General features: G+C 67.2%; 16 protein-coding genes. 11 read left to right on the plus strand and 5 right to left on the minus strand.

All coding sequences use genetic code 11. From position 1 onward, the window contains the following. Positions 1-79: 79 nt before the first annotated feature. Complete coding sequence (locus tag FJT57_RS04300) at positions 80-988, minus strand: serine/threonine-protein kinase RIO2 (protein WP_144902014.1); 909 nt, start codon at positions 986-988, stop codon at positions 80-82. Positions 989-1,120: 132 nt separating this feature from the next. On the opposite strand from FJT57_RS04300, the gene FJT57_RS04305 reads away from it, so the two are divergent. From FJT57_RS04305 to FJT57_RS04315, 3 genes are all read left to right on the plus strand, one after another. Continuing rightward, a complete protein-coding gene (locus FJT57_RS04305; protein ID WP_144902016.1) occupies positions 1,121-1,945 on the plus strand; it encodes a lipoate--protein ligase family protein in 825 nt (274 codons plus the stop codon). A gap of 74 nt (positions 1,946-2,019) precedes the next feature. Next, positions 2,020-2,850 carry a deoxyribonuclease IV gene (locus tag FJT57_RS04310; protein WP_144902018.1) on the plus strand — a complete coding sequence of 277 codons (831 nt, stop codon included), beginning with the start codon at positions 2,020-2,022 and terminating at the stop codon, positions 2,848-2,850. A 60-nt stretch (positions 2,851-2,910) separates the two neighbouring features. Beyond that, positions 2,911-3,720, plus strand: coding sequence for a class I SAM-dependent methyltransferase (locus FJT57_RS04315; protein ID WP_144902020.1), 810 nt, complete (start codon positions 2,911-2,913; stop codon positions 3,718-3,720). Between the two features lie 145 nt (positions 3,721-3,865). Here the strand turns inward: FJT57_RS04315 and FJT57_RS04320 are convergent, their stop codons facing one another. Beyond that, entirely contained in the window at positions 3,866-4,510 is a 645-nt protein-coding gene (locus FJT57_RS04320; protein ID WP_144902022.1) for a DUF7095 family protein, read from the minus strand. A 304-nt stretch (positions 4,511-4,814) separates the two neighbouring features. On the opposite strand from FJT57_RS04320, the gene ncsA reads away from it, so the two are divergent. Further along, positions 4,815-5,780, plus strand: coding sequence for a tRNA 2-thiolation protein NcsA (gene ncsA / locus FJT57_RS04325; protein ID WP_144902023.1), 966 nt, complete (start codon positions 4,815-4,817; stop codon positions 5,778-5,780). 117 nt (positions 5,781-5,897) lie between these two features. Here the strand turns inward: ncsA and ftsZ are convergent, their stop codons facing one another. The 3 genes from ftsZ to FJT57_RS04340 all read right to left on the minus strand — a co-directional run bounded on the left by ftsZ (position 5,898) and on the right by FJT57_RS04340 (position 8,105). Beyond that, entirely contained in the window at positions 5,898-7,097 is a 1,200-nt protein-coding gene (gene ftsZ / locus FJT57_RS04330) for a cell division protein FtsZ (RefSeq protein ID WP_144902024.1), read from the minus strand. A 3-nt stretch (positions 7,098-7,100) separates the two neighbouring features. Next, positions 7,101-7,280, minus strand: coding sequence for a ribbon-helix-helix domain-containing protein (locus FJT57_RS04335; protein ID WP_049986518.1), 180 nt, complete (start codon positions 7,278-7,280; stop codon positions 7,101-7,103). A 210-nt stretch (positions 7,281-7,490) separates the two neighbouring features. After that, on the minus strand, positions 7,491-8,105 hold the full coding sequence (locus FJT57_RS04340; protein WP_144902026.1) for a double zinc ribbon domain-containing protein: 615 nt from the start codon (positions 8,103-8,105) through the stop codon (positions 7,491-7,493). A gap of 143 nt (positions 8,106-8,248) precedes the next feature. Between FJT57_RS04340 and FJT57_RS04345 the strand changes: the two genes are divergently transcribed. Genes FJT57_RS04345 through FJT57_RS04375 form a run of 7 tightly spaced genes read left to right on the plus strand, consistent with a single transcriptional unit; the run spans position 8,249 to position 14,400 of the window. Then, positions 8,249-8,896: an HAD family hydrolase gene (locus FJT57_RS04345; RefSeq protein ID WP_144902028.1), complete on the plus strand. Its 648-nt coding sequence runs from the start codon at positions 8,249-8,251 to the stop codon at positions 8,894-8,896. Then, positions 8,887-9,957, plus strand: a complete 1,071-nt coding sequence (locus FJT57_RS16905; RefSeq protein WP_144902030.1) for a CobD/CbiB family cobalamin biosynthesis protein — start codon at positions 8,887-8,889, stop codon at positions 9,955-9,957. The genes FJT57_RS04345 and FJT57_RS16905 overlap by 10 nt, the downstream gene beginning before the upstream one ends. Beyond that, on the plus strand, positions 9,948-10,751 hold the full coding sequence (gene cobS / locus FJT57_RS16910) for an adenosylcobinamide-GDP ribazoletransferase (protein WP_238993899.1): 804 nt from the start codon (positions 9,948-9,950) through the stop codon (positions 10,749-10,751). Before FJT57_RS16905 ends, cobS begins: the two co-directional genes overlap by 10 nt. After that, entirely contained in the window at positions 10,751-11,461 is a 711-nt protein-coding gene (locus FJT57_RS04360) for an NTP transferase domain-containing protein (RefSeq protein ID WP_144902574.1), read from the plus strand. The genes cobS and FJT57_RS04360 overlap by 1 nt, the downstream gene beginning before the upstream one ends. Next, the gene (locus FJT57_RS04365) at positions 11,452-12,471 is read left to right on the plus strand and encodes a nicotinate-nucleotide--dimethylbenzimidazole phosphoribosyltransferase (protein ID WP_144902032.1); all 1,020 of its coding nucleotides are present in this window, start codon (positions 11,452-11,454) and stop codon (positions 12,469-12,471) included. The genes FJT57_RS04360 and FJT57_RS04365 overlap by 10 nt, the downstream gene beginning before the upstream one ends. Continuing rightward, a complete protein-coding gene (locus tag FJT57_RS04370; RefSeq protein WP_144902034.1) occupies positions 12,461-13,513 on the plus strand; it encodes an aminotransferase class I/II-fold pyridoxal phosphate-dependent enzyme in 1,053 nt (350 codons plus the stop codon). Before FJT57_RS04365 ends, FJT57_RS04370 begins: the two co-directional genes overlap by 11 nt. Beyond that, entirely contained in the window at positions 13,510-14,400 is an 891-nt protein-coding gene (locus FJT57_RS04375; RefSeq protein WP_144902036.1) for an adenosylcobinamide amidohydrolase, read from the plus strand. Before FJT57_RS04370 ends, FJT57_RS04375 begins: the two co-directional genes overlap by 4 nt. Positions 14,401-14,540: the final 140 nt, after the last annotated feature.

The following is a 14,540-nucleotide window of genomic DNA, read 5'->3' on the forward strand; positions in this document are numbered from 1 at the left end:
ACGCCGAGGAAATCAGCGGAACGGTGACGGGAATACTACGTAACGGTACCGAGTAATACTGCGCAACGGTGACCGAGTATTACACCGCGTGCGCGCGGACCGTCTGAAAGTCGTCGGCCGCGACGCTCGTTGTGAGCGCGTCGACGTCGAGTTCGGGGATGGATCCCGGATACTTCCGGTCGAAATACGACAGGAGATTCTCGAGATCCCGCTCGACGAGTTCCCGGGCGTTTTCGTGATCCGTCGGGACCGCCTGGGGCCAATCGAAGATCGTCACCCCGGATTCGCTGACTGCCACGTTGTACTCACTCATATCGGCGTGGACGTACCCGGCGTCGTAGGCCGCGGCAATCTCACGAAGAATCAGATCGAGAACGCCGACGGCCTGTTCGTCGGGGAGTTTCGCGCGGTGGAGTTCGATCCCCTCGAACTTCTCCATCACGATGGCGTGACGGTTCTGATCGATCGGACGGGGGACCGAAACTGCCGGAAAAAGCGATTCTAGCGTCTCATACTCCCGTTCTGCAGCCTTACGCGCGGTGTAGAGCCACGACACGTGTCTGTTTTCGGACGTGTAATCGCGCTCGCGCATCACCTCGCGGAAGTTCGTGTAGCCCTCGCGGTGGAACTTCAGTGCCAGCGGCCGGTAGGACTGCACTTCGAGGACGTCGCTTTCCTTGCCGACGCCGAGCGGCGCGCCCACGCCTTCGATCGTATCGCGCTGAGCGAACGCCCGCAGCGCGAGCGCATCGTATCCTTCCGCCGTGAGGGTGTAGCCCTCATACTGGATGGTCTTTCGCTCGATCAACTCCCTGGTTGCACAGCGGTCGAGTCGGTAGTCGACCTCCTCGGCCGTCAGGTTCGAAAACGACGGGAGCTTCTTACGGTTGACCCACTCTGAAAAGCGCATCCCCTGCTCGACGCCGGAGAGCAGATAGAAATCCTCGGGTTCGAGTTCGACCATCAATCCGGCGACGTTCCGCACCATACACCCACTGAGCGGGCGATACCTAAAAGGTCCGCGAGTCCGCTGTCCGATCAAATATACCATATTACGATATATCAAATTCGGTCTGGATCGCGACGAAATTGCTTTCCCTCACCGAGCGTAGCACACGGTATGACCGCGAACAGGGGGCCGCTGGCCGATTCCGAGTGGCGGCTGATCGAGGAAGAGGCGCGCGACGGCCCGATGCAGATGGCGCTCGACGAGATCGCGGCCGAAACGGCCGCCGCTGGCGGCCCGCGCACGGTTCGGGTGTACCGGTGGTCGCCGAGCACGCTCTCGCTCGGATACGGACAGGACCCGGACACGGTGGATTGGACGCACTGCGACACGGAAGGGGTCTCCGTGACGCGGAGACAGACCGGTGGGGGTGGCATCTACCACGACACCGACGGCGACGTCTCCTACTCGATCACCGCGCCGAAATCAGAGCTACCGGGCGATCTGATGGACGCGTATCACCTGCTCTGTGAGCCGGTTTTGGATGCCTTCGAGCGGTTGGGAATCGACGCCGACTACGTGGACGAACCCGTGCCCGAGATCTGGCGGCCCGCCTGCTATCTCCGCAAACTGCATCCGGCACACGACATCGTCGCGTCCGGTCGAAAGATCAGCGGCAACGCCCAGTACCGCCGCCGCGACGCCGTCGTTCAGCACGGATCGCTCACCTATTCCGCTCTCGCGACCGAGCATCTCGACGTCTTTTCGGGTCACGACGTACCCGCCGAGCAGTTCAGCGAGCGCGTCGTCGGCGTCGACGAACTGACCGACGCGACCAGGGGAGAGATGGTCACCGCAGTCGAGGAGTCGCTTTCGACGTGGACGGATGCCCACGTCGGAACGTGGACCGACGAGGAACTCGAACGCGCGCGAACGCGGGTCGAGGAGAAATACGGGAACGACGAGTGGGTCCGGCGTCGCCCCGACGAACGGTCCTGATTCGACGGACGGACCCGGCCCACCCGCGACAGTACTCCGAAGTGGCTTTACTCCCCGAGCGACAGCACAGGCGTATGCGAGTAGGAGCACACGAGTCGATTGCCGGTGGCGTCGCCAACGCTGTCGACCGACAACTCGAGGACGGCGGTAACTGCGGACAGATCTTCACCCACTCGCCACAGGTGTGGCAGAATCCAGATATCGACGACGACGACGCCGCGGCGTTTCGCGATCGGTCGAGCGAGCACGACGTCGGCCCGTGGGTGATTCACTCGTCGTACCTGGTGAACCTCTGCACGCCGAAAGACGACCTCCGCGAGAAATCCATCGACTCGATGCAGCGGGAAGTCGACGCCGCGGCGCTGCTTGAGGTCCCCTACGTGAACGTCCACCTCGGCGCGCACACCGGCGCAGGCGAGCAGCAGGGGCTCGAAAACGCCGTCTCCGCGCTCGACGAACTGGACGTCCCCGACGGGGTTACCGTCCTCGTCGAGTCAGACGCCGGATCCGGGACGAAGATGGGCGACGACTTCGGCCACCTGGGATACGTGCTCGAAGAGAGCGCGCAGGACCTCGAAATCTGTCTCGATACGGCCCACGCGTTCGCCGCGGGGTACGACCTCTCGACGCCCGAGGGGGTCGAGGAGACGGTCGAGGCGTTGGATTCGGACGTCGGCCTCGACAACCTCGCGTGCGTCCACCTGAACGACTCGAAACACGAGTGCGGGACCAACAAGGACGAGCACGCCCACATCGGGGAGGGGCTGATCGGCGAGGACGGAATGCGAGCGTTCATCAACCATCCCGACCTGGCCGAGGTGCCTCTCGTCTTGGAGACGCCGAACGAGGACGGAAAGGGCTTCGCGTGGAACATCGACCGAGTGCGCGAACTCCGCGAAGCCTGAGAACGCCGCCGCTGAACCGTAACCGACCCGCTTTTTAGGACGCCGACGGTACGGCGCGCCGTGCGAAAGTTCTCCCCGGAGTATCTGCGTCGGACGCGCGAGGGAATGTGGGAAGACTCCCGCGAGGCGCTCTCGCCGCTCTCGCTCGGGGACCGAGAGCGGATCCTCGACGCCGGGGCGGGCACGGGCGAACTCGCGCGCGTTCTCGACGCGGAGTCGCCGGGAGCGGTGGTCTGTCTGGACGCCGACCCGGAACTCCTCGGGGTCGCGCGCGCGGACACCGGTCTCGAAGCCGTCGTCGGCGACGCGACGCGCCCGCCGTTCGTCGACCGATCGTTCGATCTGGTCGTCTGTCAGGCGCTGCTCGTCAATCTCCCCGATCCCGCAGCTGCGGTTCGAGCCTTCTCGGACCTCTCGACCGATCTCGTGGCGGTGATCGAACCCGATAACGGCGACGTCGGCGTCGACTCGACCGTCGAACGGGAGGTCGAACTCGAGAAGCGGGTCCGCGCTGCGTACATCGAGGGCGTCGAGACCGACGTATCGATGGGCGACCGACTCGTGTCGTTGTTTCGCGAATCCGGACTCTCGGACGTTCGCACCCGGCGGTACTACCACCGGAAAGTGATCGAGCCGCCGTACGGCGAAGGGTCGCTGTCGGACGCGGCACGGAAGGCCAGCGGGGGAGCGCTCTCACAGCACGAACGGGAACTGCGGGGGACGCTCTCGGGGGACGAATACGACGCGCTCCGCAGCGAGTGGCGCGAGATGGGCAGAGACGTCATCGAAGCGATGCGCGAGGGGACGTACCGCCGCGCCGAAGTCGTCCCGTTCGACGTCGTCGTCGGGCGGGTCACCGATGCAGTGTGAGTGATCTCGCCGAGAATGTGGCGGGTGCCGACACGACTGTGTGACGGGTGCCGATACGACTGTGTGACGGGTGTCGACGCAACTGTACAGCGGATATCGACACGGCTGTGTGACCGGCGTCACCGAGAATATCCGAACCGACGTGTCAAACGACGTCGCCGCGGACGGTGCGCCCCGACTGTGAGGAACGGTACTGCGAGACCGCAGCGGCGGCCTTCTCGGCGGTGTCTTCATCGAGGCCAAGCATCGACAGCGACTCCGTGAGCGTCGGGAACGCGAGGTTGCCGTCGCGGAGTTTTTCGAGGGCCGAATCCGAGCGCTGCCCCTCGGCGTACAGACAGACGCCGCGCGGGTCGAGGATCTCCTCGTAGGCGTCGCGGGCGAGTGCGCCCTTCAACCGCTGCCGGACGTTGTCCTCGAACGGGGCGTTACACACTTCGAGGTGGGCGGGTTCGTCCGCCGGGAGCAACTGCGCCGCGAGACACTTCTCGGGAGCGGCGTACCCGCTGGCGTTCGTCCGCACGAGCTCGGGGTTCGCTTCGGCCCACTCCGCCGAAATCGTCTTTCCGACGCCCTTGACGCCGTGGGTCGCCTCGAACGCGTCGGCCGCGTCGGCATCGCCGCGGAGGAGCAGATCCTTCGTCACGTACACGTTGAGTCGCTCGATCGGGTCTAACCCGAGCGCGACGTCGCCGTACACCCACAGCTCGCGAATCGGAACCGGAAGGGTATCCGACTCGACGAGAGCCAAGATCGATTCGAGCCGAGATACCGCCCGCGAACGTCTCATACCCTGGCAAGGTGCTCGGCCGCCGAATGCGTTTCGACGGATGGTCGCCCCCTCAGACTTGTCACTGAACGTTCAACTCCACCCCGCACTGCGGTTTCGGAGGAACTTTCAGTACGGTGTCCGTACGTACGGGCGGCACCTCGGGGGTGTCGATCGATCGATCACCGTCACGGTGATCACTCGGGGTAACGCTACCTCGGGGTGCCTTCCCCCATCCCCCTCTCCCTCGATCACGCGTTCCCCCGTTTTTGCGTCTCCGACGGAGACGAAACCCGTATCCGCTCGCGTCGCCAACGCCGGAGCGATGGAGTGCGACAAGTGCGAGCGCGACGCCGTGATGCACGCCGGATACTCCGGTGGGCACCTGTGTGAGAAGCACTTTTGTGCCTCAGTCGAGAAGCGGGTCAGACGCCGGATTCGCCGCGACAATCTCGTTCCCAGAGAGGCCACTCCGGACGACCCCGAGCGGTGGGTGCTGGGGCTTTCGGGCGGCAAGGACAGCGTCGTGCTCGCACAGATCCTCGACGACACGTTCGGACGGGATCCGCGCATCGAGGTCCTCGCGCTGACGATCCACGAGGGGATCGAGGGATACCGCGACGCGAGCGTCGACGCCTGCGTCGAACTGGCCGAGAAACTCGATCTGCGCCACGAACTCGTGTCATACGAGGACGAGTTCGGCGTTCGGATGGACGACGTCGTCGAGGACGATCCCGAAGGGATGGCGCCGTGTGCGTACTGCGGCGTCTTTCGCCGGGACCTGCTGGAGACGTATGCGGCGGAGTTCGATGCCGATATCCTCCTGACCGGACACAACCTCGACGACGAGGCCCAAACGGCGCTGATGAACGTCTTCGAGGGTGACGTCGAACAGATGGCGAAGCACTTCGATGCGAGTCTCGGTCCGTTCGACGAGCGAACGGAGTCGCCGCACTTCGTGCCGCGGGCGAAGCCGCTTCGGGACATCCCCGAGAAGGAGGTCGCGCTGTACGCGCACCTGCGGGATCTCCCGGCGCACATCACCGAATGTCCGCACGCCTCGGAGGCGTTCCGCGGCGAGATCCAAGAACTCCTCTTGAAACTGGAGGAGAACCACCCCGGGACGAGGCACTCGATCCTCTCCGGCTACGAGGAAATCGCGTCGCTGGCGGCCGACCGCTACCGCGGGGAATCGACCGCCGAGATGCGCGAATGCGAGCGATGCGGCTCGAAAACCACGCGTGAGGTCTGTCGGAAGTGCCGACTGTTGGAGTCGCTGGCGGCCGTGTGAGATCGGACTGAGTCAGTAGTGACTCTGCCATCGGCCGGTCGAAAAAACGAACGAACTGGAGACAACGACTGCGCGTCGGTGGTCAGATCGACGCGATTCGCGGAGTTTTTTCGACGGCTATCGGATGACGTCGAGGCCGTTCTGCCGTTCGCGCTGCTCTTGACCGCCGTCGGACTGCCAGGAACCGCCTGTCGCGGTCGAGCCGTTGTGGCTCTGAGAGGGCGGTCTGTTCTCGCTGGCGTCGAAGTCCGTCGTTTCGATGCTCTGTCGGGACTTGTCGGCCTGCTTCTGCGTCGACGGGCCGAGGACCTGGGCGGACTGGACGCCCGTCATAATGGCCATCACGCGGACTTTCCCCTTGTACTCGTCGCGGATGCGCGCGCCCCAGATGACGTTCGCGCGGGCTTCCAGTCGCTCCGTGATGTTGTTCGCGATGCCCTCGGCCTCCTTCAGCGTGAGGTCCGGACCGCCCGTGATGTGGACCAGACCACCGGATGCGCCCCGGTAATCCACGTCCAAGAGCGGGTGGTTCATCGCGTCGTTGACGACCTCCTGGGTCTTGTTCTTATCCTGCGTCTGACCGACGAGCATCACCGCGACGCCGCCCTGATCCATAATCGTGGACATATCCGCGTAGTCCAGATTGATCAGCGACGGCTGCGTGATGGTCTCGGAGATTCCCTTGACCGTCTCGGCGATGATCTGGTCCATCACCGAGAACGCCTTGCCGATCGGGAGGTTCGGGACGTAGTCGAGCAGGCGGTTGTTGTCGAGGACGATGATCGAATCGGCCTCGTTGCGGAGCTTTTCGAGCCCCTCCTCGGCCTTCACGGTCCGCGCGCGCTCGACGTTGAACGGCGTCGAGACCATCCCGACGACGATCGCACCCTGCTCTTTGGCGATCTTCGAGACGACCGGGGCGGCACCGGTACCGGTCCCGCCGCCCATCCCCGCCGTGACGAAGACGAGGTCGGCCTCGCCGAGGACTTCCTTGATCGTCCCCTGCGCCATTTCGGTCGCTCGCTCCCCCATCGAGGGGTCGCCACCGGCACCGAGACCCTGCGTCAGCGACTTGCCGACGAGGATCTTCGTGTCGGCCTCAATCATCTTGAGGTGCTGTTTGTCGGTGTTGATCGCGACCGTGTCAGCACCGTCGACGCCGATGTTGTACAGACGGTTTACCGTGTTGTTACCGGCACCGCCACAGCCGACGATGACGATTCGGGGATTTCCGAATTCGTCGTCGTCCGGGGCCTCGGCGGCCTGTTCACGCTCTTGCTCATCGCGCTGCATAGCCTCTCTAACAATATCTTGCATTGATTACACCTTGGCCCATGTGTGTTTGGTCGGTGACTCGCGTCCATCGGCCTGTTGTTCGTTAATCATCTCACGAACAGCCGAGCGGATCGCCTCTGACCGGTTCGGAAACTCCCCGGTTTCGACCATCTGTTCGACCTCCTCGATCTGCTGCTTCGGAATTCGTAGTGTCACACGCTCCATGTTACATTCCCCCGGTAAGACGGCGCGCACACCCCGTGCGAACGTCTTACACGTCCGAAATCGGGTGACAGAGGGACGGTCCCTCCCCCCGAGCCGGACTGTAAGACAACCGTCTTACGCGGCAGTTACCACAGAGCGACATCATATAAATGTAACGACGAATGTAAGACAACACCACCGGAAGTGCCGTATACACCCGCACCAGATCGTTTACGTGCGTTCGAGCACGTCTGCCGCCGACGTCCGACGGCCGCAGCCCGGGCAGAACGCCCAGTCGGATCTGAGTTCATCACCGCATTCACAGAACACGCGGTGAGACGCTTTCTCGCCGCAGTTCGGGCAGTACACGTGGTCGGTGTCGACGTGCTCGCCGCATTTTTCGCAGGCCTTCGAGCCCACGTCACGTACGTCGTCGTCGGAAGATGTCTTACGTTCGGATTCGCCCGCCGAGTGGTCGGTCCGCACAGCCGACGATTCCGCCGGTGCGTCGGACTCGACCGTCCGGGCGCCGTCGACTGTCACGTTGACGTTGAGATCGCGGGTGCGGTCTCGGCGCGGGAGACGTCCGGCGAACGCTTCGTCGACGCGTTCGGCGACCAGTTCGTCGACGCGTTCGCGGATCACGTCATCGACGGACCCGCTACCGTCGTGCACGGTAACCACGTCGTTGCGTTTGCCAGAGCGAGGCTCCGCGACGTCCGTATCACGGTCCACGCCGTCGAGGTACGTGCGCAACGCCTCGCGCATCGCCTCGCTCTTGGAGGTTTCGAGCGCCTCCAACCGCTCGACGAGGTCGTCGTCGGCGCGGAACGTGATTTTACTCATCAGTTCCATATTACCAACGGAGTATTTTAATCTATCCTCGTGTCTGACGGTTGTCAGCCGTTGCGTGTCATACGCACCCCTCGCATTCACCACCGTCGCTTCTCTCCGGCAAATTCAAGTCGAGTTTCATCGTTCCAACTGTAGTGGCAGTCACGTTCGATCTCTTCGGGACGCTCGTCGCGGTCGACGCATCCGAGGATCCGGCCGCCGCGGTCGCAGCGGAACTCCGCGCGCGCGATGTACCCGTTCCGGACGACTGGGAGAAAGCCTACGCCGAACGGCACGTCGACGCGCCGAGCGGCACGGAGGTCCCGTTACCGGCACACGTCGCGGCCGCGCTGCGTTCCCGCGACGTCGACGCGCCGAACAACGCCGCCCGTCGCGCCGTCGTCGCCGCGTTCGACCCCACCGTCCGAACCCGTGCGGGCGCGGTCGACGCCGTCGAAGCCGCCGCCGCGTGCGGTCCGGTGGGCGTCCTCTCGAACTGCTCGGTTCCGGAGCTCGCCTCGCGGGCGCTGATCCGCTCGGCGATCGATCGGACCGCGTTCGACGCCGTCGTGACGAGCGTCGGCTGCGGGTGGCGGAAACCGCACCCGGCGGCGTTCGAGACAATCGCCGATCGACTGGATACTGGACCGGGCTCGCTCATCCACATCGGCGACGAGGAGGCGACTGACGGCAGCGTGCGAGACGTGGGTGGGACGTTCGTCGACGTCACCGAAACGGAGCTTCCGTCGCTCGCGAAGCGGTTTCGAGACGGGGATCCGGAAGGGGGTTCGCCGTGCCGGTGACGGCAACCGCGGCGGTCGTCGTCGCCGCCGCGCTTGACGCGCTCGTCGCGGAACCGCCCGCTCGAATCCACCCGGTCGCGCTGCTCGGTCGCGTCGTCACCCGAGTCGAGCGCCAGTCCGACGGATGGACGGCATACGGACGGGTGTCCCCCCGAACCGTCGGGATCCTGGCGGCGCTCTGTATTCCGCTCGGGTTCGCCGCCGCCGCGGCAGGGCTGGTCTGGATCGGAGCCGCCGCGACGGACGCGCCGTGGGTCGCAACGCTCCTGGCCGCGGGCGCGCTCTTCTCGACGACGAGCCTGCGGCTGCTGCTCGACAGCGCCCGGACGGTGATCGACGAGAGCGACGCCGACCTCGACGCCGCGCGAGGGGACCTCCCGGCGTTGGCGGGGCGCGATCCCGACTCGCTGGACGCGGGACACGTGCGGTCGGCCGCGGTCGAGAGCCTCGCGGAGAACCTCGCCGACGGCCTCGTCGCACCGCTCTTCGCGTTCGCGCTCGCCGCCGCGGCGGCGAGCGCGAACGGTCCGATCGCGACGACGGAAGCGGCGGGCGCACTCGCTCCGACGACAGCGTCGGGAGCGGTGGACACACTCGTCCCGACAGCACCGGCGGGAGCGACAGACACCCTGCCGCTCGTCGCGGGTGCGGGGGCGGCCGCGTGGGTGAAAGCCGTCAACACGTTGGATTCGATGGTAGGCTACCGCTCGGTACCGATCGGGTGGGCACCGGCCCGCCTCGACGACCTCGTGATGTGGCTCCCTGCACGCCTCACGGCGCTGCTCCTCGCCGTCGTCGCCGGGGCTCCAACGCTCCCGTTCGACGCACAGATTCGGACGCTCGCGCGGCAGCCCTCGTCGCCGAACTCCGGGTGGCCGATGGCGACGATGGCAGCACTGCTTCCCGCGCGGTTGCGCAAACCCGGCGCGTACGAGCTCGATCCAGCACGAAGCGGATCCGCGACGCTTCCCGACGTCGCCAGCGCGACCCGAGCAGTCCGGATCACGCGAGGCGCCGGGACGCTCGCGTTCGCGCTCGCGGGGGTGATCGCGTGGTACTGAGTGTCCGAACGGCACTGTCCGCGCTCCGGGGCGCGCTTGGCTTCCTCACTCGACTTCCCCTCGGCGGCGACGAGGACTCCTGGAACGCGTTCCGCATAACGCCCGTTTCGATCCCGCTCGTCGGCTACGTCGTCGGCGCGCTCGCGGCGCTTCCCCTCTTCCTCGCGCTCGCCCTCCCGCTCCCGGGGCCGAGTGCGGCCGCGCTCTACCTCGTCGCGCTCGTGCTCCTGACCGGCGTCACCCACGCCGACGGGTTGGCCGATCTCGGCGACGCGGCGGCGGTGCACGGCGGCGTCGACGAAGCGCGCAGGCGCGAAGTGCTCAAGGACTCGCAGGTCGGCGTCGGGGGCGCGCTGGCGGTCTCGCTCGCGTTCGTAACCCTCGCCCTCGGGGTGCTGAGTCTGGCCGGAACGGACCCACGCGTCGCGTTTGCACTCGCACTCGCGGCGGAGGTCGGTGCCAAAGCCGGAATGGCGCTGCTCGTCTGCACGCGCGCGGCCGCTCACGACGGACTCGGCTCCGCGTTGACCGAGTCAGCGACGCCGACGGAGCTGCTCTCCGTCACTGTCGCCGTACTTCCGGTGGTCGGGGTCGCGTGGCTGGCGGGAGCCGGGTACGCGGTCGTAATCGGTGCACTCGGCGCGCTCGTCGCCCCAGTGGTCACGGCGTGGCTCCTCGGCCGCTGGGCGGGCAATGCGCTCGGCGGCGTCACCGGTGACGTCCTCGGCGCGGCCAACGAACTCGGGCGCGTCGCGGGCGTCCACGCGGGGGTGATCGCGTGGACGCTCTGGTGATGTGCGGCGGGCGCGGGACGCGGCTTCGAGGTGCGGACGACACCGAGAGCACAGCCGACCGCGAAAAGCCGCTCGTCGAGATCGACGGCGAGCCGATGCTCGATCGCGTCGTCGACGCGCTCACCGCGAGTCGGGTCGGAGGATCCGGATCGGAAGCGGACGGAACGATTCACGCCGTCGTCTCGCCGTACACGCCCGCGACGGCCGCACGCGCGAGAAAGCGGTCGCTCTCGGTCATCGAGACGCCCGGCGGGGGCTACGTGAGTGACCTGCGCGCCGCACTCGAAACAATCGATCGATCCGGATCCGAGAACCGTCCCGTTCTCACCGTTCCGGCGGACCTGCCGTTACTCGCGCCCGAGCACGTCGACGACGCGATCGACCGAGCGTTTGCCGCCGAAGGGGAGGGCGCACAGGCGTTTGCAGCCGACGGCTCGCCCGATCGAACGTTTGAGGCCGAAGGGACAGGAGCGACCGCTACGGTTCCTCCGGCGACCTCCCTCACCGTCTGCGTTCCCGTCGCGCTGAAGCGCCGCCTCGGCGCGTCAGTGGATGCGTCCTTCGAACACGAGGGGCGGGCAGTCGAACCCGTGGGGCTGAACGTCGTGGCGGGTGACGACGACACCGTGGCGTTGACGTACGACGCCCGCCTCGCGGTCAACGTGAATCGACCCGAAGACAGAGCGCTCGCGGAGGCGCTGTGCGAGTGATTCTCGTCGCGGGGACGACCCGCACGGCCGAGATCGACGGCATCAGCGCCGCGGGTGCCACCCGCGACCTGCTCTTGCACACGCCGAGCGCCGACGCGGAGATCCTCGCGTACGGCGATACGGTCCGCGCGCCCGTGACGCCGGTGAGTCCGACGGGCTGTCCGACGCCCGCGGTCGTGACGCGCGCGGTTCGGGAGCTCCTCGGATTCGACGTCACCGTCGTCGACGGCGGCCTCGCGCGGCCGACCGGTGCACCGACCGTCTCGGTCGGGGCGCGGCCTGGTCGCGACATCCGAGAGGCGGACCCCGTCCAGACCGCGCCCGGCGCGTTCGCGGCCGCACGGGAGTTCGGACGCGGGCTGCCGGACGACCGAGTCGTCGTCGGCGAGACGATCCCCGGCGGGACGACGACGGCGATGGCGACACTCCGCGCGCTCGGAGAGGACGTGATCGAGTCGACGTCGTCGTCGCTGCCGGAGAACCCGCTCGACCTGAAATCGCGCGTGGTCGAGGAGGCCTTCGAGCCGTCCGATCTCGAGGCCGGGCGCGCGGCGCACACGCCCGAACTCGCCGTTCGGTTCGTCGGTGACCCGGTCTTGGCCGTCGCTGCGGGGCTCACTGCCGGTGCGCTCGAATCCGGTACTGAGGTGGTCCTGGGCGGCGGCACGCAGTTACTCGCTGTCGCCGCGCTCGTTCGCCACGCTGGCGTCCCCGCTCGGGCGACGCTCGCGACGACGTCGTATCTCGCGGCCGACGTTCCGGAGCTCGGCGATGCGGCCGACGCGCTCGGTCTCGATCTCCGAGTGTCGGATCCGGGCTTCGACGCCGAGGGCGCGGGACCGCTGTCGGCGTACGCCGACGGCGTCGGCAAGGAAGGCGCGGCGATGGGCGGTGCGCTGGAACTCGCCGAGGAGGCCGGTCGGCTCGACGAGGTGACCGGGGCGACTCGGACCGTTCTGGAACGAGTGACGACGGGCGGGCAGGAGGGACCGACCGCGGATGGACCCTGAGAGCGTCGACGAGGTTGAACGCGTCCCGCACGGCGGCAGTGACGACACCGAACTGATCGATTTTAGCGCGAACACGAACCCGGTGCGACCCGACGGGATTGCCGACGTGTACGAGGGAGCCCTCGCCGATGCGACGCGCTACGCCGACGGATTCGACGACTTCCGAGCGGCCGCCGCCGATTACGTCGACTGCGGTTTCGACGCCATCGGAACCTGCAGCGCCGCCGATGTCGTTCCGACCGCCGGGGGCCTCGCGGCGCTTCGGCTCGCGTTCGGTGTCAGCGTGGCTCCGGGCGACCGCGTGCTCGTCCCCGAACCGAGCTTCGGCGAATACGCCCGCGAGACCCGGCTCCAGGGCGGCGAGCCCGTCGGCGTCGCGCACGACGAACTGCTCGACCGCGATCCCGGAGACTACGCCGCCGCCGTCGTCTGCACGCCGAACAACCCGACTGGCGAACTCGCCGATACGTCGGCGCTTCGGTCGTTCCTGGACGCGTGCCGCGAATCCGACACGACGCTCGTCGTCGACGAGGCGTTCCTCGACTTCACCGACGCGCTGAGTCTGGCCGGAGCGGCCGGTGCGATCGTCGCTCGTTCGCTGACCAAGATGTTCGGCCTGCCCGGTATCCGCGCGGGCTTCGCCGTCGCGACCGGCCGACTCGGCGAGCGGCTCCGGACCGCCCGTCCGACGTGGGGACTGTCGACGCCCGCGACGGCGGTGGGAACGCACTGCCTGCGACAGGCGGAGTTCGTCGAGCGCACGCGCGAGCGGGTCGCGAGCGAACGCACCCGAATGTATGAGGCGCTTTCGACGAGGTACGACGTCGCGCCGTCGGACGCGCCCTTCATGCTCGTCGACGTCGGCGAGGAACCCGTCGATTCGGTGGTCGAACGGGCGAGCCGAGGCGGCGTGGCTGTCCGGGACGCACGGACCTTCGCTCGGTTGGATTCGCACGTGCGCGTGGCGGTGCGCCGCCCGCGCGAGAACGACCTGTTGCTCGACGCGCTGTTGGACCGATGCGCGACGACGGGGAGTCGATGAGCGACGACGCGGAAGGGCCGGAGCGACCGGGGACGACGGTCTTCGAGGCGACGGTCCGAGACGGGGTTTGTCGGCTCCGCCGACCCGGAACGCGGTGGCTCTCGACGGGCTACGACGGCGGCGAGTCCGTCGGCGACTGTGCGTACCTCGTGTCGGTGCCCGAGGGCTGGGACGACGTGGACGTGTCCGCGTACACCGCGCGCCGTCGCCGTGAGGCGGGGTTCAGGGATTCGGATCAACCGGTCGAATCCGCGCCGACGCTGCTGACTGGCGTCTCGATGCGGCACGCGCGCCGCGCGCGCCTCGGTCCCGTCGAGGCGGTCGTCACCGCGGGCGTGAACAACCCGGCAGCGCTGCCGCTCACGGCGGTGGAGTCGCCGTCGGGTGCAGTCGGAGCGACGGCCGAGCCACCGGCGCACGACGCTGTGGGAGCGAGGGCACAGAACGTCGTGAGAGCGACAGGCCAGGACGCCGACGAAGCGACGACACACGATCCAGACGACGATCGACCACCCACCGGAACCGTCAACGTCGTCGTCGGGACGACGCGGTCGCTCGCGCCGGGAGCGCTCGCGAACCTCGTCGCCGTCGCCGCGGAGGCGAAAACGGCGACGCTCCTCGCGCTGACGGGCTTTCCGGGAACGACCTCCGACGCCGTGCTCGTCGGCTGCGACCCCGACGGCGAGGCGGCGGCGTTCTCGGGGAGCGCGACGGCTGTCGGGTCGGCCGCGCGCGCCTGCGTTCGCGACGCACTCCTCGCGTCCCTCGACTCGCGCTACGCCGAAGAGAGTCCACCGAATTCGGTCGAACAGGCCGAGTACGGCGTTGTGACGGACGAACGCGCTCGCGTCCGTCGGGTCGACAGCAGCGGTCACGCGCGTGAGTGACCTACTGGCGACTCGTGCGCTGATGGCGAAGCGGCGGCTGGTGCGCTCTGATGGCGAAGCGACGACTCGTGCGCTGATAGCGAACAGTCGGCACCTACCGTCGACGACGTTCCTCGCTCTACCGTCGTCGACGTCGGTTC

The organism is Halobellus captivus (assembly GCF_007655485.1).
Classification (GTDB): domain Archaea; phylum Halobacteriota; class Halobacteria; order Halobacteriales; family Haloferacaceae; genus Haloquadratum; species Haloquadratum captivum.

Bases quoted from the DNA above. Each gene is read 5' to 3' on its own strand.
- FJT57_RS04360 (WP_144902574.1), top strand. From the start codon at position 10,751: ATGTGCGGCGGGCGCGGGACGCGGCTTCGAGGTGCGGACGACACCGAG.
- ncsA (WP_144902023.1), top strand. From the start codon at position 4,815: ATGGAGTGCGACAAGTGCGAGCGCGACGCCGTGATGCACGCCGGATAC.
- ftsZ (WP_144902024.1), bottom strand. From the start codon at position 7,097: ATGCAAGATATTGTTAGAGAGGCTATGCAGCGCGATGAGCAAGAGCGT.
- FJT57_RS04305 (WP_144902016.1), top strand. From the start codon at position 1,121: ATGACCGCGAACAGGGGGCCGCTGGCCGATTCCGAGTGGCGGCTGATC.
- FJT57_RS04335 (WP_049986518.1), bottom strand. From the start codon at position 7,280: ATGGAGCGTGTGACACTACGAATTCCGAAGCAGCAGATCGAGGAGGTC.
- FJT57_RS04370 (WP_144902034.1), top strand. From the start codon at position 12,461: ATGGACCCTGAGAGCGTCGACGAGGTTGAACGCGTCCCGCACGGCGGC.
- FJT57_RS04375 (WP_144902036.1), top strand. From the start codon at position 13,510: ATGAGCGACGACGCGGAAGGGCCGGAGCGACCGGGGACGACGGTCTTC.
- FJT57_RS04320 (WP_144902022.1), bottom strand. From the start codon at position 4,510: ATGAGACGTTCGCGGGCGGTATCTCGGCTCGAATCGATCTTGGCTCTC.
- FJT57_RS04340 (WP_144902026.1), bottom strand. From the start codon at position 8,105: ATGAGTAAAATCACGTTCCGCGCCGACGACGACCTCGTCGAGCGGTTG.
- FJT57_RS04310 (WP_144902018.1), top strand. From the start codon at position 2,020: ATGCGAGTAGGAGCACACGAGTCGATTGCCGGTGGCGTCGCCAACGCT.
- FJT57_RS04300 (WP_144902014.1), bottom strand. From the start codon at position 988: ATGGTGCGGAACGTCGCCGGATTGATGGTCGAACTCGAACCCGAGGAT.